The 19,304-nt window shown below is 32.9% G+C and carries 16 protein-coding genes; 7 read left to right on the plus strand and 9 right to left on the minus strand.

Annotation, left to right across the window (positions count from 1 at the left end; genetic code table 11):
* Positions 1–13: 13 nt before the first annotated feature.
* Positions 14–1,753 (plus strand): DNA/RNA non-specific endonuclease, encoded by a 1,740-nt coding sequence (locus PQF96_RS19250; protein ID WP_271767847.1) that lies wholly within the window; start codon positions 14–16, stop codon positions 1,751–1,753.
* A 66-nt stretch (positions 1,754–1,819) separates the two neighbouring features.
* Here PQF96_RS19250 and PQF96_RS19255 read toward each other — a convergent pair whose 3' ends face one another.
* The 7 genes from PQF96_RS19255 to PQF96_RS19285 form a co-directional block, all read right to left on the minus strand.
* The gene (locus PQF96_RS19255) at positions 1,820–2,464 is read right to left on the minus strand and encodes a thiamine phosphate synthase (RefSeq protein ID WP_271767848.1); all 645 of its coding nucleotides are present in this window, start codon (positions 2,462–2,464) and stop codon (positions 1,820–1,822) included.
* Positions 2,465–2,490: 26 nt separating this feature from the next.
* Entirely contained in the window at positions 2,491–3,102 is a 612-nt protein-coding gene (locus tag PQF96_RS19260) for a DEAD/DEAH box helicase (protein WP_271767849.1), read from the minus strand.
* A 300-nt stretch (positions 3,103–3,402) separates the two neighbouring features.
* Positions 3,403–5,685: a lytic polysaccharide monooxygenase gene (locus tag PQF96_RS19265; RefSeq protein ID WP_271767850.1), complete on the minus strand. Its 2,283-nt coding sequence runs from the start codon at positions 5,683–5,685 to the stop codon at positions 3,403–3,405.
* A gap of 334 nt (positions 5,686–6,019) precedes the next feature.
* A complete protein-coding gene (locus PQF96_RS19270) occupies positions 6,020–6,715 on the minus strand; it encodes an SCO family protein (protein ID WP_271767851.1) in 696 nt (231 codons plus the stop codon).
* Positions 6,705–7,256, minus strand: a complete 552-nt coding sequence (locus tag PQF96_RS19275) for a toxin-antitoxin system YwqK family antitoxin (protein ID WP_271767852.1) — start codon at positions 7,254–7,256, stop codon at positions 6,705–6,707. The genes PQF96_RS19270 and PQF96_RS19275 overlap by 11 nt, the downstream gene beginning before the upstream one ends.
* A gap of 305 nt (positions 7,257–7,561) precedes the next feature.
* Positions 7,562–8,269 carry a LytR/AlgR family response regulator transcription factor gene (locus PQF96_RS19280; RefSeq protein WP_271767853.1) on the minus strand — a complete coding sequence of 236 codons (708 nt, stop codon included), beginning with the start codon at positions 8,267–8,269 and terminating at the stop codon, positions 7,562–7,564.
* Position 8,270: 1 nt separating this feature from the next.
* A complete protein-coding gene (locus PQF96_RS19285) occupies positions 8,271–9,347 on the minus strand; it encodes a sensor histidine kinase (RefSeq protein ID WP_271767854.1) in 1,077 nt (358 codons plus the stop codon).
* Positions 9,348–9,556: 209 nt separating this feature from the next.
* On the opposite strand from PQF96_RS19285, the gene PQF96_RS19290 reads away from it, so the two are divergent.
* From PQF96_RS19290 to PQF96_RS19300, 3 genes are all read left to right on the plus strand, one after another.
* Positions 9,557–10,456, plus strand: coding sequence for a DUF5050 domain-containing protein (locus PQF96_RS19290; RefSeq protein WP_271767855.1), 900 nt, complete (start codon positions 9,557–9,559; stop codon positions 10,454–10,456).
* Positions 10,453–11,349, plus strand: a complete 897-nt coding sequence (locus tag PQF96_RS19295) for a TolB-like translocation protein (RefSeq protein ID WP_271767856.1) — start codon at positions 10,453–10,455, stop codon at positions 11,347–11,349. The genes PQF96_RS19290 and PQF96_RS19295 overlap by 4 nt, the downstream gene beginning before the upstream one ends.
* Before the next feature lie 195 nt (positions 11,350–11,544).
* Positions 11,545–12,399 carry a LamG-like jellyroll fold domain-containing protein gene (locus PQF96_RS19300; RefSeq protein ID WP_271767857.1) on the plus strand — a complete coding sequence of 285 codons (855 nt, stop codon included), beginning with the start codon at positions 11,545–11,547 and terminating at the stop codon, positions 12,397–12,399.
* 93 nt (positions 12,400–12,492) lie between these two features.
* Here PQF96_RS19300 and PQF96_RS19305 read toward each other — a convergent pair whose 3' ends face one another.
* Together PQF96_RS19305 and PQF96_RS19310 are read right to left on the minus strand one after the other, a co-directional pair.
* Positions 12,493–13,191 (minus strand): LytR/AlgR family response regulator transcription factor, encoded by a 699-nt coding sequence (locus tag PQF96_RS19305; protein WP_271767858.1) that lies wholly within the window; start codon positions 13,189–13,191, stop codon positions 12,493–12,495.
* A 4-nt stretch (positions 13,192–13,195) separates the two neighbouring features.
* On the minus strand, positions 13,196–14,884 hold the full coding sequence (locus tag PQF96_RS19310) for a histidine kinase (protein ID WP_271767859.1): 1,689 nt from the start codon (positions 14,882–14,884) through the stop codon (positions 13,196–13,198).
* A 250-nt stretch (positions 14,885–15,134) separates the two neighbouring features.
* On the opposite strand from PQF96_RS19310, the gene PQF96_RS19315 reads away from it, so the two are divergent.
* From PQF96_RS19315 to PQF96_RS19325, 3 genes are read left to right on the plus strand one after another with little or no spacing between them, the layout of a single operon-like run.
* Positions 15,135–16,052 (plus strand): DUF5050 domain-containing protein, encoded by a 918-nt coding sequence (locus PQF96_RS19315; RefSeq protein WP_271767860.1) that lies wholly within the window; start codon positions 15,135–15,137, stop codon positions 16,050–16,052.
* An 8-nt stretch (positions 16,053–16,060) separates the two neighbouring features.
* Positions 16,061–17,251 carry a serine hydrolase domain-containing protein gene (locus PQF96_RS19320; protein WP_271767861.1) on the plus strand — a complete coding sequence of 397 codons (1,191 nt, stop codon included), beginning with the start codon at positions 16,061–16,063 and terminating at the stop codon, positions 17,249–17,251.
* A gap of 55 nt (positions 17,252–17,306) precedes the next feature.
* A complete protein-coding gene (locus tag PQF96_RS19325; protein WP_271767862.1) occupies positions 17,307–19,130 on the plus strand; it encodes a beta-lactamase family protein in 1,824 nt (607 codons plus the stop codon).
* The last annotated feature ends 174 nt before the right edge of the window (positions 19,131–19,304 follow it).

Below are 19,304 nucleotides of genomic sequence, written 5' to 3' on the forward strand. Positions count from 1 at the left end.
TAAAAAAATAATCATGGACAACACTAAAATACATCCAAAAAGTGAAAACTTTGCACATCTAATCGATATACATTTGTGGAGAGGAGCACCACAGAATTTAGATGAAAATAGAGAAATTCAAATACTTGTAAATCAAGGGCATGTAGTTGGGTTTTGTCCCGATCGACTTCAACCCGCTTGGTCAGCGTATCGTGTGGCATATGCAACTGATGATGTTAAGTATGATCGCCCTATTAACTATTATAATGACTTAAGACTTGATAAACAATTTCGAATAGGAAAAAATACTTTCGGTAAAATTGGAGGTATTCAATTAAATGTAGGGCATATGACTCCCAATGAAGTTATTAATAGACAATTTGGAAGATTAGCACAAATGGAGACATTTTTTATGTCAAATATGAGTCCACAATATGGATCACTTAATAGTGGTGTATGGTTGAAATTGGAAACTGCCATTCGAGAAATTGAAGATAAACCAAGAGAGCATGATCATGTTTGGGTTATAGTTGGCCCAATTTTCGGTGATACGCCAGAAATGATTTATCGAGGTCAAGATAAACATCTTCCAGTTCCCGAAGCATATTTTTGTGTTACTGTAGATCCTTATAGATATCCTTACGACACATTATCAAAAGCTTATATAGACTGTTTTATTATTCCTCAAAACGCACCAGGAAGTTCCTATCCAGAAGATTATCCTGCTACATTGGAAGAAGTGGAGGAAGCCACTAACTTAAAATTTTTTGATTCTTGGAGTAGGGACATACCTTTAGGGTTAGTTTCTCAAAAAGAATCGCAATCTGAAAGTAGGTTAATAAAAATACTAAGACAAAAACAATTAGAGGTAAAACCTTCAGAATCAATACTTCAAAAAACTAGGAGAGAAGCTCAAACTGTTGATCAACTTATAGAAGGGCTTAAGTCTGAAGCAATTCGTATTAATGTTTTAAACAGAGACCTTACCGAAGATGAATCGATCCAACTCAAAACTATCCAACATACTATTTCATGGTTAATTAAAGCTAAGGAAATTTCTAATGATTCACAGGAACTCAATAATCTTGGAGAGCTGTCTAATTTAATTACTTATAAGATTATATCAGATATGGATGGTAAGCTTAAACAAGGAGCAAGAACATCATGTAATTTTTGGAGTCAATTTATTGAACCAAAACAATCAATTGTAATTCGTTTAGGAATCTTTACTAGTTTGGGAGGAACCATTGCTCGTGCTTATAAGCCATACGAAAATGAAGGTGTTAGGTATGGAAGAGTAGAATTTAACACGAAATTTCTTGGAAGGTTCACAGAAGATGAGATCGCCGGAACAATTATTCATGAAATTGGTCATACATTAGGCATAGGGTGGGAAGATTGGAGTGAACTTTTCAATAGCAATACAGGTAAATTTACTTCAGATGCCATTAGTAAATTAAACGAATTAGAAATAATGGAAGTAGAAAGAGATGGTGGTGGAGGAACGGCATTTGCACATTGGGACGAGGATAAATTTGATAAAGAACTTATGACGGGTTATAAAAATACTGGAGAATATGTACTTCCAGTTACTATAAATTTAATGTCCTTATTAGGACATAAAGTAATAGAACCTTTGGAACAAAAAACGGCATTAAGCGAGCTCTTAAAAAGAGCTTCAAATCTAGTTTTTTCTCAGCAAGATGCTGTAAGACGAATTGACCTAGATTATTTTGAAGAAACCGAATTATTAGAAACAATTCCACATGAGTAAATTGATGTGTAAAATATATTGCAACAGCTATTTGATTTTAAAAAGCAATCGAGCATAGCATAAGTTTTACTTAAATGTATAACGTTGTTCTTCTGTTGAAGATGCGCTTAATAATTGGTTAAATATTCTTATGGTATTAAAATTACCTGTAATTTCTCCGGATACAGCAATTCCAGAAATACCTGTTTCTAATATGTCCGTAACATCTTCTGTTGTTATGCCTCCAAAACCAATAATTGGTGTTTCTGTTTTTAAGGCCTCTATAATTGTAATATAACCATTTAAACCTAAAACCTGATTTAAATTATCTTTGGTTATTGCATCTCTAAAAGGGCCTAAACCAATATAATCAACTTCTTTACCAATTAATGTTTTGCAATCTTGAAAAGTATTTGCTGTTGCGCCAATACTTTGCCAAGTGTATAAATACTTTCTGACAATAGTAGGGCAGGAATCCATTTTTTCTAAATGGACACCATCAGCTTTAATCTCTTTTGCTATTGTATAATGATCATTAATAATTAATCTGGTTTGAAAATGAGATGTGATTTCTCTTGCTTCTTTGGCTAGCTTTAAAACTTTTTTTTCTGAAGCATTTTTTAAATGTAATTGCACTAATTCTATACCAGATGTACAAGCTTTTTGAATGTTTTCCAGATGTTCTTTTGGAGAGTTTCCCTGGGATATATAATGTAGTTTGGGTATAATCATGTCTTGTTTTTGGTTATTGGATATACCTAAATGGAAACTATTTTGGAGTATTCCATAAAAAACGACTCAAAACGTTTTAGTTTTGGGTGCATTTGTTCTGAGTATAGCACAAATTGGCATTTTTTAATACTTTTAGTAATCGACATAAGTGCAGTATATGCTAAATTCTGAATTAGAAACTCAGCATCGTCTATACTAAATATCTTTAACTCAGAGATATTTACCCCATTTAATAAAAACAACTTATTCATTGATTTAGGTGTAGAAATAAGAATATCTATACCCATAAAGATTTCTGATTTTTGCACATCAACATGAAGTTGTTCATACCCTACATAAACTCGTAACGAATTATGTTTAGTATACATTAAAAATGCATCATATAATTCCATGGCTTTTTCCTTATTCTCAACAAGGACTACCGCTCTTGGAGCATTTCCAACTGCTTCACATTTCAATTTTTGCAATGTGGTAAGTATAAGCGTAGTTGTTTTTCCACTACCTTTTGAGGCTGTACAAAAAACATTGGCACCACTTTTTATTACAGGAATACTACTACTCTGAAAAGGAGTAGGTTTGATTATATCTAGATACTCTAGCTTCTCTTGTATATCAGAATGTAATTTTTTAAAAGGCATAGGAATTAAAGAGATAACCGTTTAGCGTAAATATTTATAATAATCGAGACAAATATACTACCTAGAAACGAAATAGATGGGCTTAATTCCTAATTTACAAGACGTAACTATTGATAAAGCTTTTAAATATTATATAAAAAGATAATTGTCTAATAAAATAATTACATAAGTGGATTAGAGATAAATTATATAAATAAAGACAACCTTTTAAAAATTAAAAGGTTGTCTTTGTTGAAAGATGGAGAGTAGTATACTCTCATCACCTTTTTAAATCAGTTTGAATTCTTTTCAAACAAGACCTTAGTCCACTATTAAATTTAGTGTACGACTGGAACCTGAACGGTCAGAAATTCTTACTACATATAATCCCGATTTAAGTCCGGGAATATCAATAGTCATACTCTTAGTACTTTCACTTACCAATAAAGATTTTATTTTCTTTCCAGTAATATCAAGGATAGTGATTACATTACCCTTTAGATCTGTTTTGTTTAGTATTGAAATTTTTTCAACTGCCGGATTAGGGGACAATATAAAAGAAAGTTCATCATCTTTCGTTGTCGTTACTTTAGGATCGCAATTAGGAACTGCTTCTGTATTGCTAAAGTAAATACTATAACCATCTGCAACTAACACAAAGTTTCCGTTATCAATAGCTGCAAAATAATCTCCATCTAATCCAGGTATACCAGTACCAGTTATAGAAATTGCTGGATTTGGTTGATTAAAGTTTTGAACATTTTCAGAAAAATTAATATACCATGGAGTGATATTTAGGTCAAATGAAAATTGATACAAGCCATTGTTTGCTAAATCCCAATTTACTGTAAACTTGGTGACATTTTCCATATTAGGACCACCGGTACCTAAAACGTGAACATTATTGAATGATGTGAATATAGTTTCCAAAGGAGTACTTAATGGTGTTTCGAAGGCACAATCACTACTTGGAGGGTTTACTATAATATCTCCATCAACTACTAATGAAACTGAAGCCGTAGCTGCACCACCGTTTCCGTCACTTATTGTAAGAGTAGCGGTATATTCTCCTGCTGAATATGTATGAGTAGATATTGGTTCTCTACCAAAAGTCCCATCGCCATAATCAATATTAAATGTTAGTGCGTCTCCATCGGCATCAGTGGATCCTGAGGCATCAAAATTTACTTCTAATGGATCAGTTCCTATTAAGACAGAAGCTATAAATGAAGCCACTGGAGCATTATTTGTTGGTGTAGTTACTACACTTTCACAATCAGGAGCTGTGCTAGATGAACTGAAATAAATAGTAAACCCATCGGTTTGCGAAACCATGACAAAATTACCTTGATCGATAGTTACATAATAAGAACCATCTAAGCCTGCAAAACCAGTATTTGTAAGTGTGATTTCTGGATTAGCTGTATTAAAAGTATGAGTAGCACTTTCTAACAAATTATTCCACCAACTAGGGATACCATTATTAGTATTCATAGATAATTGATATAATCCATTATTAGTAGCATCCCAATTAATAGTAAAATCAGTTAAGGTGCTTAAATCAGGGCCTTCATCACCTAAAATAAATACGTTATTAAATGATGCATTTATTGATGGTAACGCTGTTTGTATAGGTGTGTCAAAAGGACAAGGAATTTCCTTACAATCTGGATCTACAACTAAACCAATAGTTTCTACAGAACCACTACTAAATTCACCGTCACTAACTGTCAATGTTACGGTAGCGTTATCCAAACCAGTATAAGTATGAGAAACGTTAACACCTTGGGCAGTAGTTCCATCTCCAAAGTCCCATGTATATGTTAATGTATCACCATTAGGGTCAGTAGAATCAGATGCATCAAAAGTAACATCAGGACCTCCACAACGACCATTATCACTAGTAAATTTAGCTTCTGGTGGTTTATTTGGTAATGATGCAGTTCCAAAATCAACATCACTTGTAGAATAAAATGCTTCTGGAGTAAGTGAACGCTGCCAAATACTATAAATCACATGTTTACCTGTTCTTTGTGGCAACACTACATCTATATTATCGGTAGCTGAAGCCGGTCTTGGATCTGTGCGTGTTAGAAGTTCCAGACTGTCCCAAGTAAGAGGTTGATCAGGGGTCCAATCTGCTTTTGTTATATATACTTCATAATACAAGGTTTGATGGGGTGCAGTATTGGTCCAGGTTACAGTATATGGACCTGGAGTAACCGATGTTGTGACCCAATCATTTCTTACCTGATCTAATCCACCATACTTATCTGGTCGTCCGGCACTGGCCAGGTTACCATCAGCTATAATTTCTCTATGCATGCCACCGGCATCCATTCGCGCAACTTCATTCCAGTCATAAAATGCTTGCGTTCCCCAACCAATAATCGATGCTTCACAGGCAGGAGAATCTGGACTTTGTGGATCTTCCTGAAAACAAATCCAGACACGACTTGGTGGATTTGTTACGGTGCCATGAGTAAGGATGGATTGAATCGGAGCTAATAAAAAAGTGGCGCAAATCAAAGTATGCGAAAACCACCTTTTAAACGGAATATTAATCCCAAAGCGAGTTTTGTTAGTTAGTTCATGTTTTATCATACTACTAAGGTTTTAAGTTAAAAATTTATGTGTAAAAATTAAGACTATAAACAATACAAGAACATTGATTATTTAATTGGTTATCCATTTTATACAAAATTTTCTAGGAGGATAAGAGATTCACGAGCTCCTATTATAATTTAACAACTTAAAAGTACAAACTCCTTTATAAACATAGTTAAACTTTAAAATATTAATTTTTATATCTGTCTTCTTATTATGAGAGGAAAAGAGATTGTAACACACTACTTTTCTTTTACAGTTTATAGAAATTAAATAGATGCTCAGTGTATTTTGATAAGATATATTATAACTAATAACGTTTTAGGGATAATCATTCTTTTTTCAAAATTTCAATATGTCTTTTAATACGTTCAACTTCTTCTGGTAAGGTGCCTTTATAAACTCCTCGAATATGACCATGTTTGTCTACAAGTATTAAATTTTCGGTATGAATAAAACCATTTTTATCATTGGTTTGTTTATATGTTTCATCCGCAAAATAGGATTCTCTCGCCAATTTATAGATCTTTTCTCTTTCCCCAGTTACTAAATACCATTTTTCCGAATTTACGTCTTCGCGCTCACCGTATTTTTTAAGAACCTCTACAGTATCATAACTTGGAAAAACCGTATGAGAAATAAATTTGATCTCATCATCACCCTTATATATCTTTTGTAACTTGCGCATATTATTAGTAAGTTTTACACAAATACTTGGGCACGTGGTAAAGAAGAAATTGGCTATATAAATATAGCCTTTTAAATTATCGTTAGTGATCTCGTTACCAAGTTGATTCTTAAATTTGAAATCCGGAATTTTATGAAACTTTTTTAGTTCATCTTCGCTAGGCAACCAAGAAGGAACAAAATCAGGAGTATTATAATAGGGCAATTTATCTACTTTTTTTGATGCAATTTTGATTCTTTCATGGCTATTTTCAATTTCTTTTTTTGCTGTTTCCTGTTTACACGAAATCAAAAAACTACCAAAAAAAAATACAACTATACCTATTCTTTTAATCAACATAATTATCAGATTTACAATTTAAAGAACCAATTAACCCAAAGCGTTCACCGTTTAATACCTGATAATTTGCTTTGATCTTGCCATTAAAATCCCATAATTTTTGTGTACCATCTTCTTTACCATTGGTATAGTTTAATTCTTCAGCAAGTTTTCCATTACTATACCATGCACGCTGTGTTCCTATTGGATTTCCATTAATATCAAAATGATTTACAAATTTCAGTTGACCGTTATTCCACCAAGCCTTATGGGTTCCAGATTTTTTACCGTGAGTATAAAATCTTAATACTGCTAACTTACCATTAAAAAAAAACTTTTGTTCTTTACCATGTTTCTTTCCTTCTAAATATGTTATTTCATTTACCGTAAGTGTATCAATTTTAGAAAAAAGTGTTCCAGAATAGAGCTTATCTTTATAATACATGTATCCATTATCTAGAGTTAAATTTCTATCATTTATATTCAAATCATTAACCTCAGAATTACAAGCATAAAGCAAAAAAATCAGAAATAAATATCTTGTTTTTAGAATAGCAGACATTAAAATATTGAATTGTTTTATCAGTTTAGTAAACTAAAAATACATTTTTATATTATAATGCTTTATAGTTTTTTTGGAATCATGATGCTGAGTATAATTGAAATAACAGAAGGGAAGCAAAACCCATTTTGGTACACGATTTCTTAAAACAATATGGCACAACGTATAGAAAAGAATTAACAGACTTTTTTAGTAAAAGAGTCAGCTGGCGTGTAGGGTTTTACCCAGATATAACATCAGAAAAATGATCTCAAAAAACTTGGACCAAAACAGGGCAGAGCTTTAAGAATTACAATGGAGTCTTATCAATTCTTAATTAGGTTGACAATTTCTTTATAGGAGGCACCAATCGGAATTTCCATACCCCCAAGTAAGACTACATCTTTTGAGGTCAAAGAAGCAATTTTTCCAGTATTAATGATATAAGAACGATGAACTCTTAAAAAATAGGAAGGTAGTTTTTCTACAAAAGAACTTATTTTATCTTTTGTAATTATGGTATCGTCTGCAGTATGTATTCTTACATAATCTTTAATACTATCAATAAATAAAATGTTGTTAAACTCTACTCTAATCATTCTTTTGTTTGAATTAACAAAGATGTGATCTGATATTGTATCTATTTCAGAGGATTTGTGAGCGATGGGTTCAATAGTTGTATTCAGAGCCTTGTATTTATTAATAGATTTATAAAACCGAATAAAAGATATTGGTTTTAATAAATAATCAATGATATCCAATTCATAACCTTCCAGAGCATACTCTCTGTAAGCAGTTGTTAATATGATTTTTGGTTGTATAGTCGTATTTTTTATAAAGTCAATACCTGTAACTACAGGCATTTGGATATCTAAAAACAAAAGATCAATAGCAGTGTTTTGAAGAAAATCTCCGGCAGTTATAGGATTATCAAATGTTGATACAAGTTCAAGGTCTGGTACTTGCATTATGTGTTTTTCAAGTACCTTAATGGCTAGCGGTTCATCGTCTACAACCATACATTTTATTCCCATATTACTTTAAGTTAATGTTTAATATTATCTGAAAATCAATATCTGTTTTGATACTTTTCAGATTATAATTATTCTTATAATTAAGTTCTAGTTGTCTTTGAGAATTGGAAAACCCAATTCCAGAATGTGAGTCATTTTCTATATCGTTTTGTTTGTTCAGAGGTAAGGTATTAAAAACCTTAAAACAAAGTTGATCCTGGTTAGTTGTCAATTCAATTTTAATTACTGAATTATTGAGATTATTACTCGCGCCGTGTTTAAAAGCGTTTTCTACAAATGATATAAGGATCAAAGGAGCAATCATTACGTTAGGGGAATGAAGGTGGTGTGTGAAGTCCAATGTTAACTTATTGCCATAACGTAGTGATTCCAAATCGATGTAATCCTGTATGAAATCAATTTCTTTTTTTAACGGAACTTCAGCATCTTTACATTGATATAGCATATAATCTAACATGTCTGACAGTTTTAAAACGACTTCAGGTGCTTTTTCTGATCGTTCTAATGTTAGTGAATATAAATTATTTAACGTATTGAACAAAAAATGTGGGTTTGTTTGTGCTTTTAAAAATTTGAGCTCGGTATTCGCCTTTTCCTTTTGTAAAACTTCAAGTTGGTGACGTTCTTCAAAACGGTCCTTAAATGCCTTAGTTGTAAACATTAAAAAAACGAATACATAAACGGATGGAAAATAAACAACAGCCAGGTGAAATGGTGCTGTTATGATTTCGAATAAACTTTTATATTCAAAATATTTAGGAGCAAAAATTTCGGTCAGATACATGTTCAAAAGCTTTGATAGTACTAAAAGTACATATACCGATATCAAAAAAGACACGCCAAACTTGAGGTATTTCTTTTTAAATAAAAGTTTAGGGACCTGATAATAGACTAAAAAATAACTCGCTAATAATTGGGCAGGTAAAAAACTTAAACCACTGATCACAGTTTTTTTAACACTTCCATCATTTAATGCAGCCAATATGGGTAAACTTATAAACAATAAAACCCAAAATATAAGGTGTGAAACAACTCTATTCTGAATGATCCAATCGATCAAGTTCTTTTTTTTGACCATAGTTCATAAATATATAAAATATGAATCTAGAATCTCTTCAAAAAAAGACGAATCTCAATCATCTCTTGCTCAATTTACACTTCTTACGGATGTATCAAATTTTCTGTTAATGATGAATATATATATGCTAGAAAATATCGTTAGTCTACTTTTTAATCTTTCATTTATCCTATTAGATAAGTTTGTGTATAAATATCAAAAATAAGAATATGAGATGTGTGAAAATCATGTATACGTTATCCATTTTCCTTTTTGCGCAGATTACTTCTAGTCAGAGTAATGAAAAACCTGAATCAACGCAATATACAATTGCTTACTCCTCAAAAAAATCTGGTGATGGAGAAATTTATTTGACCAATAGTCAAGTTACATCAAAAATAAAAATTACCAATCGACCAGGGAATGATGGATATGCGGCGTGGTCACCTGATGGTAAACGAATAGCCTGTTATGCTTATCATGATGGAAGAAAAACATGGTCTATACATACAATGAATATTGATGGTACTCATAGAAAGAGATTGACTCATGCTAAAAACAAATGGGATAGTTCTCCTGCCTGGTCTCCCGATGGAAAAAGGATTGCTTTTTCAAGAAGTTATAAAAATGATAAAGGGGTTTGGACAGAAGAAATTTGGATCATGAATTCAGATGGTAATAAACAAACCCAAATAAAATCATTAAATGGGGGAGGACCTTACTTTACTCTAGATGGAAAGATTGTCTTTCATTCTCAAACAAATACTAGTGAAATTTGTATCGCAAACGCTGATGGTAGTGCTATGACTACATTAACTAATAATGATGCTGAAGATTGGCATCCCGAGGTTTCTCCAGATGGTAAGCAAATAGCATTTATGTCGAATAGAGATGGAAATTTTGAAATTTACGTAATGAATATAGATGGTTCTCATCAAAAGCGATTAACCTTTAATGATGTTCGTGATTCTACACCCACTTGGTCTCCAGATGGTTCTCAAATACTATACACCTCACATGATAAAGAAGAAAACGCTCATATTTATATAATGAATAGCGATGGTTCTTCAGTAAAGAAATTTATACAGAATGCTGGTGGTCAGGCCTGGCTAAAAATTCGTAAACCATGAAAAAAACATATTTTATTCTAATACTTATATCAGTTATATTTTTAAATGGCTGTATTAAAAAACAACATTCAAAAGATCATGATTCATCAATTATAGAAAGACCTTATCTTGGTCAAAAACCACCGGGTTTAATACCTGAACCTTTTGCTCCAGGTATAGTTACCACATCAGATTGGGAAGTCAGCGGTGTATTTACACCAGATATAAGGGAATTCTATTTTATTAGAGAAAGTAAGGAAACTAAAAAACAAGAACTTGTTGTTTTTCAATATCAAAATAATGAGTGGCAAGAATCAGTTGTATCACCAAGGGTTGGAACTCCCTTTATCGCTCCTGATGGTATGACCATGCATTTAGGAAGAAAATATAGGGAACGTACTGATACTGGAGATTGGTCAGAGTTAAAGAAACTCGACCCATCTTTCGAAGAGATACAAATTATGCGTCTTACGGTATCATCAAAAGGTACCTATGTTTTTGATGAGATAGGCATGCCAAATGGAGATGGCGTTATTCGGTATTCGAGATTAATAGACGGGAAACGTGAAAAACCAAAACCATTTGGTAAAGAGATTAATACCGGAAGCATGAATGCTCACCCTTTTATTGCACCAGATGAATCTTATTTGATATGGGACGGTGAAAGAGATAGTGGATATGGTGATTCTGATATCTATATTAGCTTTAAACAGCAAGATGGTTCATGGGGTGCCGCTATTAACTTGGGAGACAAAGTCAATACTGAGGGGTGGGAAGCGGTTGCCTGTGTAACACCAGATGGTAAATACCTTTTCTTCAATAGAAATATGAATCCAGAGAACTACGATAATGTAGATATATTTTGGGTAGATGCTCAAATTATTGAAACACTGAGACCTAAACATGAGTTATAATAATTGCTCAAGTGGAATATGTAAACTTAAAATCTTTGCTTTTTTACCCTTAGTGGTTATAAATATAACCCTGTAGCTGAAATTATTTCAGTTACAATTTTATTTATATCAACTTCAAAACGTTTTAAACCTAATTCTTCATCATAATTTTGTAGCAACTGAAATCAAATAAACAGGGTTTAAAAGCTAAAAACTATGAAAACAACTGTGCTTTTATCAATATCTACAGTATTCTTTTTTCTCATTACAAGTATTTCTTTTTCGCAAAACAAACAATTAAAAGATCATGTGCTTTTTTACAGTTCTTTTGACGGAAAACTATCTGCAGATGTATCTGTTGGGGATGCAAAGATATATACCGCAGAAAATTATAATAAAACAGATAAAGCCAGACCTGGCTTACACAACACTAATGTGGTTTTAGCAAAAAATAGAGGTCATATAGGTGATGCGCTTCATTTTAAAAAGAAAAATACAGCTGCTATTTATTATAACGGTTCTAAAAATTTAGGTTATAGTCCAACATCTTGGAGTGGCTCCGTCTCGTTTTGGCTACAATTAGACCCTGAGGTAGATTTAGCTCCAGGGTATTGTGATCCAATTAACATCACTGATCATAAGTTCAATGATGCTGCTTTATGGGTAGATTTCACAGATGACAAACCAAGAGAATTTAGATTAGGTGTTATGGGTGATTTAGAAGTATGGAATCCAGAGAATAAAAATGACGAAACCGAGGTGAAAAAACGTACCGTTACGGTAAAACAACCTCCTTTTAAAAGCGGAAAATGGACACACATTGTCATCACATATTCTGAAGTGAATACAAATAAATCTACGTGCAAATTATACCTAGACGGTCAACTCAAAGGTGTTATAAAAGATGTAAATGACCCTTTTACCTGGGAAGAAGAAAAGGCAAAAATCATGCTAGGCTTAGGTTATATTGGCATGATGGATGAACTTACAGTTTTTGATAAGCCATTAGATCTTAAGGAAGTAAAATTTGTTTTCGAACTAAAAAATAGTATAAAAACGTTATTCAAATAATAGAAGATGTATGAAATAAGCATTAACTATTTTATAATTTTCCAAAAATAACCTTATAGAGAAAACCTTTTTAGGAGTATCATCAAAGATATCTTAAAGCCATTTTGCTTTTATGTCTTTATATTTAGTTCTTCCGATAGGGATACGTTCACCATTTTTTAACTCAGCTATATATTTGCTTCCAGACTCTACAATAATTTCCTTTATCTCAGACATTTTTACTAAATATGACTTGTGGATTCGTTCAAAAGAGTAGGATAACAGCTGTTCTAGCTTTTCGAGTGATTTATCATGTAATTCTTTTTTTTCTTCAGTTAAAAAGAGTTCAGTATAAGGGCCAGCTCCTTTTACATAAAGTAAATCTTCAATGGGTATTAACTGTATCCTGTGTCTTTTTTTTACAGCTAAAAATTTAACCTCATTTGTTTCTATTTTTTCTTTTGTGATGGCTTTATTTAAGGCTTGTTCCAACCGTTCTCTGTTAAAAGGTTTAGGTACAAAATCTAAAACCCCATATTCAAAAGCTGTAATTGCCTGGTCTTTGTATGCAGAAATAATTATAGTATGAAACGATCCGGAAACCGCAGTAGTTAGCAGATCAAAACCATTATGTCCGTTAAGGTTCAAATCTAAGAGAACAAGATCCAATGTATTATTTTCAATAAACTGTAATGCCCTATTGAGTGTATTAATATGCGTTAATGATTGTAAAGTATTCCCAAAAATAGAACGAGTCATTCGTTCGATTCTCTTGGCGATTCTTGATTCATCTTCAACGATTAAAATGTTCATCTCCTTAGGAATATATTTTTATGGTGTTTTTCCAACCATGATTTGTTGGTACAGAAGTTAAGTCCCATTGTTCTTGATAACTTTCTGTTAACCTAGCTTTTATGTATTTAAGACCTGTACCTTCTTTTCTATTATTTATTTCTTGTTTCTCATTCTCATTAGCTGAAAACGTTAAAAATGTGTAACATATATAATCATTATTCGACTCAAAAACAAGCTTAAATTTAATACTATTATCATCCAGAGGTAAGCTATGCGTAATTCCATTTTCTAATAGTGTGTGAAGAATTCCTGGAGGTATTTTTTGCGCGATATCTATACCTTCTTCTTCCCAAGAATAGTTGATTTCTTTTCTGTACTTCATAATTTCAAGATGTGTACGACAAAGTTCTATTTCCTGAACAATAGGGATCAATGTTTGATTTTCAATTTGATTAAAGAGATCAAATTCTTTGGCTAAGGCTTCTATAAACAAAACTCCTTTCTTAGGTGCCTCTTCTATCCAATCTATTAGTGAAGTCAAGGTATTCATTAGAAAATGAGGTTGAATATTTTTTTTGAGTAATTCCAGACGCAAACGTGTAGATTGAACCAGAGAAGTTTCATACGCAAGCCGTTGTTCTTTAATCCTGTGAGAAAGTAAATAAAACATTCCAAGAAGAATAAGACTAAAACCTACAAAAAGGCCTATGTTAAAGGAAGTAACAAAATTTATCAGTAAGGATAGTAACAATGACATTACTACAAGACTAGCCCCCTTTTTTCTTTTATAAACGGCATAAACCACAATCCCAAAAGAAAACACCCACATGCTTATAGCCATGTTACGGGTAGTAAAATCAAGGAAATTATGTTTGATAAAAAAAATAAAAAATAGAACTCCTGCATAAACAAGCAAGGAAAATTTTCGTTTGGGATAAGGAAATTGCATAGAGAAATAGAGTGGAATCAAAAAAGAGATACCAAACATCAGAGCAGCCTTGGTCTCTAAGCGTATATGATGATATGCATAATGGATAGGAACATAGGTTGTAATGAATTCTGCAAGATTTAAGACAAAAAAGAGAAAGCAACTAATACTAAAAATAAGCATGGGGTACTCTTTTTTATTACTTAGGAATAAGAAAAGAAAGTAAATCGAAGCGATTAGAAATGCACCCGCAAAAATGTGCATGTAAGAAGTCTCGATGAGTCTCTCGGTTAATAAATCATCATAGTTAGCTATATCTACACTCATACCCACATGATCCGGGAAATAATAGATACTTGACCGTATGGCTAACATATGTTTACCCACTTCAGTCAAATGAGAAGGAATGATAAATGTAGTCAACATTTCACCTTCTGGACCAAGTGCTTCCTCTTGTCCGGGATTTCCATTTTTTCCAATCATAACCCCATCCCAAAAGACTTCATACTCCCCATAAATATAAGGGCGAATTGCGTACGGATGCAACGGCTTTGATACTTTTAGAATATCAATGGGAGTTCGGGTCCAATACACCTCACCAGACTCTAATACCGCCTTTCTTTCATCCCAGTCCTCATCGTTCCAGTCTTTAGCTGCCCATTCTGGTCGATCACCTATTCGAGATAGGGTTTGGTGTTCTATAAATACCGGGGGTTGAGAACAAGAAGTTACAAGTAGTACCAAGCATATTAAAAGGAAATTGGGCAAAGATTTCAAATTCATTTTTAATGCAGTTTTACAAATGCAAGCTAACCATTATGTAATTGTTTTTAGAGTTGTTCATTAGGGTATAGAGCAGTTGGTGAAATTTAAATTGTATACTCGAGAGAAAAAAACATCTTTTGCAAGGTACAAAATATCAAAAAAATACAATTAAGGGTATAATAACAGATTACGAATCACTTTGAGTATTCATGTTTGTAAAAAATGAGACAACCAGAAGGAACACTTTAAATATATAAAGGAAAAGAATATGAAAGTTACAAATTTGAAACAAGTAAGAGAGTTATACATTATAATCTTCTTATTACTTGGTTTTATTGCTTCATGTCAAAAAAGTGACAAATCTAAATTAACATTCTATACAATTGCCTATAGTTCAGTAAAAACAGGGAACATAGAAATTTATTCAGGTAGCGTAAAAGGTAAATCAACTATTAAAAGTACAAATGAGAACGGTGGTTATGTAGCTTGGTCTCCTGACGGAAAGCAATTTGCATTTTATGGTAAATACGATGACAAAAAAACCTGGTCTATTCATACTATGAATATTGATGGTACGAATAGAAAACGAATGACACATGCAAAAAATAAATGGGATAATGCACCTGATTGGTCTCCAGATGGAAAAAAAATTGTTTTTGCTAGAGAGTACAAAGATTCTGAAGGAGTTTGGCATCCAGAAATTTGGATTATGAATTCAGATGGTAGCAAACAGACCCAGATAAAGTCCCTAAAAGGAAGTAACCCTTATTTTACTCCAGATGGTAGAATTGTCTTTTCCCGAGAATTCGAAGACAAGAGCAGTGCAATAAGTATAGCAGATATTGATGGAAAAAACATCATTCAGTTGACACATAATAATGCTAAAGAATGGCATCCTGAGGTTTCTCCTGATGGCGATCAGATTGCCTTTATGTCTAATAGAGATGGAAATTTTGAAATTTATGTGATGAACATAGATGGCTCCAATCAAAAAAGATTAACATATAATGATGTTGATGACTGGTACCCATCCTGGTCGTCAGATGGTTCTCAACTAATTTTTTCAACTGCTACCGGTGAAGGAAGAGAAGATAGAACTATTTATATCATGAACAAGGATGGTTCTTCTATAAGAAAAATTATAGCTCATGGTTCACAGGCTGCATGGTTAAAAACAATTAAATAATAAAAGTCATGATAAACAAAGCTGGACTACTACTTTTAATTTTTCTTATACTAGCAAATAGTAGCTTTTCCCAACGAAGTGATAATAACCCACCAGAGGCTACAGTCGCCGAAGCCAAGCTTTCATTTAAAGATATTCCTTACCTTAAAAAAGCCTTTATCACTACCACACCAACCCATAGGAAAGACGGTATCCCCGTTGGTAAATTGGGTGTCAACGGAGGTAATAAAGAAGCTATTCTTAAGTTAGCACAGGAGATCGCCGACAACAAATATGGCAATTTTGACAGTTTTCTTATTGCCCACAAAAAGAAGCTAATTTTTGAATCCTATTATTTACGTGGACGTATCAATCTACCACATCCACAAGCATCAGCAACTAAAACCTACACCAGCTTGGCACTAGGTCGTGCTATCCAGTTGGGGTATTTGACCATGGCCGATTTAGACAAACCATTGATAAGCTTTCTCAAAGACTTAGATTCATCAAAATTTGTTAAAGGTGTAGAGAAGATAACACTACATCAGGCTTTGACGATGCGATCTGGTATCGATATCAGTAAAGATAAAAGGAAAGAACTCGAGGAAAATTCAGACCTTATAAAAGGCCAGAAACATGTTCAGGTTTTTCTTGAACACACAGCACCTATTACTTCAGATTCTCAGATTTTTAAATATAAAGACGATCCAAGGTTAGTCATGCAAGTCATCGATGCAGTTGTACCTGGATCTGCCAAAGATTTTATCAAAAACGAACTCCTCAATAAAATGAATATCACAAATTATCATTGGCTAACTGATGTAAGCGGCCTGCCAAGATCGGGAAGTGGCTCTAGCATGACATCGCGCGAAATGGTCAAGTGGGGCATATTAACCGCAAACAAAGGCAAATGGCATGGCGAACAACTAATACCAGAAGCTTTTATTGCAAGATCTACTAGTAAAATTGTCGATCAAAGTGAAGAATATGACGACATTCCTAGTGGTGTTTCTGGTACGGCTTATGGCTATTTCTGGTGGCAAGCCGATATGCTCATAGGAAATAAAAACTACTTGAGCAAAGCGGCAAGGGGTGGTAGCGGGCAAACTATCATTGTCATTGATGAGCTTGATCTTGTTGTTGTGACCACTACCCATAGAAATGTTGATGATCCTGTATCTGTTACAGCAACAAGGGTTTTACCTGCTTTTATTAAGTAATAGTGAGAGGAGCATCAATCATTATAAAAATCTAAACAATGAGAAAAATATAAATATGAAAAATATTATTTCAGTACTATTACTTATATTTCTTTTTCAATCAGGTGCAGCGCAATCAAATACTGATACTACCATTGATTTAATTAAAAAGGTAGAAACCAGTCTCACAACTCGAGTACACATAGAGGGCGATACAACATGGTCTATAGAAGAACGAATGAAACACTATGGAATTCCAGGTGTTAGTATTGCTGTCATCAATAATGGTAAAATTGCATGGGCAAAAGGATACGGTGTAATGGATACCAAAAGTAAAGTTCCTGTGACTGATAAAACACTTTTCCAAGTATCAACGATTGGTATGTCTTTAACCGCATATGGTGCATTACGTCTTGTGGACCAAAATAAAGTGACTTTAAGTGAAGACATTAACAGTTATTTAAAATCCTGGAAATTGCCTGATAGTGAATTTACCAAAGAAGAGAAAGTCACCATAAAAAATCTTTTGAGTCATTCTGCCGGAATAAACGTGCACGATTTTCAGGGGTATAGTACAGATGTACCTGTACCTACGCTTATAGAGATATTAAATGGAACTCATCCAGCCAATTCAAATCCAATCATTGTAGATAAAGTACCTAATGAAAATCTTTGGATTTCAGCTGGAGGCTATACGATTATTCAACAAATGATGATGGATGTTCAAGGTAAAAAATTCACAGAACTAATGAATGAATTAGTGCTTCATCCTTTAGAAATGAACAACAGTAGGTTTAATCAATCTCTTAGCACAGAGCAATTAAAGGTAGCAGCAACAGGTTATTTACGAGACGGTTCTATGGTAAAAGGTAAAAGGCATATCTATCCGGAATTGGCTTCAAACGGATTATGGACAACTGCAGAGGATCTTGCAAAATTTGTAATCAACATACAGCAAATCCTAAAAGATAATAATCATAATAAAGGATTATCAAAAGATATGACGGAATTAATGCTTACACCATCTTCAAAAAATCGTTATGGACAATATGGACTAGGCTTTTCAATTTATAATAAGAAAGATGAAGTCTATTTTGAACACCACGGATGGAGTACAGGATTTTATAGTAGAATGACTGCTCATAGAGACAAAGGCTATGGTGTGGTTGTGTTGACCAATACCCCTCTTCCAGCTTTTGTTTTTGAAGTATTTCGTTCTGTTGCTCTTGCTTATGAATGGGATAATTATTTTCCTGTACATAAAAAAATGGAAATTGAACAATCTTTAGTTGATAAAATTACTGGTAGATATCTGTCCAATGGTAGAATTGTAGAAGTTTTTCAAAAAGACAATCAACTGTTATATAAAAATATACTAGACGTAAAAGCGGAAGAACTCATCAAAGTCTCAGATAATAGTTTTGTTAGAAGAAATGCTAGTCGACTTATGCAATTCAAACCAAATTCTGAAAATGAAACGCTCAATTTACTTTATGTTAATAGTAATGATGGAACAATAGTTTCAACTTTTGTTAAGATGGATGTTGATAAAAAAGAACCTGTAGAATTCCTTCTTGAAGGTGACTTTGACAAAGCACTTAATGCATATATAGCCTTAAAAGAACATCACTCTATTCATCCTACAGTCACTGAAGATTACTTAAATGATCTTGGTTTTCGTTTTTTTCGTGAGGATAGAATGAAATTATCACAGGATGTTTTCAAAGTGAATATGATGCTCTACCCTGATAGTTTCAAAGTATACGAAAGTTATGCAGAAGCCTGTGTGAAAATTGGAGAAATTGATCTGGCAATTAAAAATTATACGAAATCACTTGAACTAAACCCTCAAAATAACCGTACAGAGCATACGCTTAAGGAATTACAAAAAAGTCAATAAGATGAACGTCCATCAAACTTAATACTGGTTTATGGATGATAATCTGCATGGTAAAAAATAACTAAATAAACAGTAATTATAGTGAAAATGTGAATTGGGCATTTTGAAACATACCTGCAAAAATTAAAAATTATTCATTTTGGTAACTGATTTAGTTGAATCATTACCAAACAT

This window comes from Aquimarina algiphila (genome assembly GCF_947494415.1).
Classification (GTDB): domain Bacteria; phylum Bacteroidota; class Bacteroidia; order Flavobacteriales; family Flavobacteriaceae; genus Aquimarina; species Aquimarina algiphila.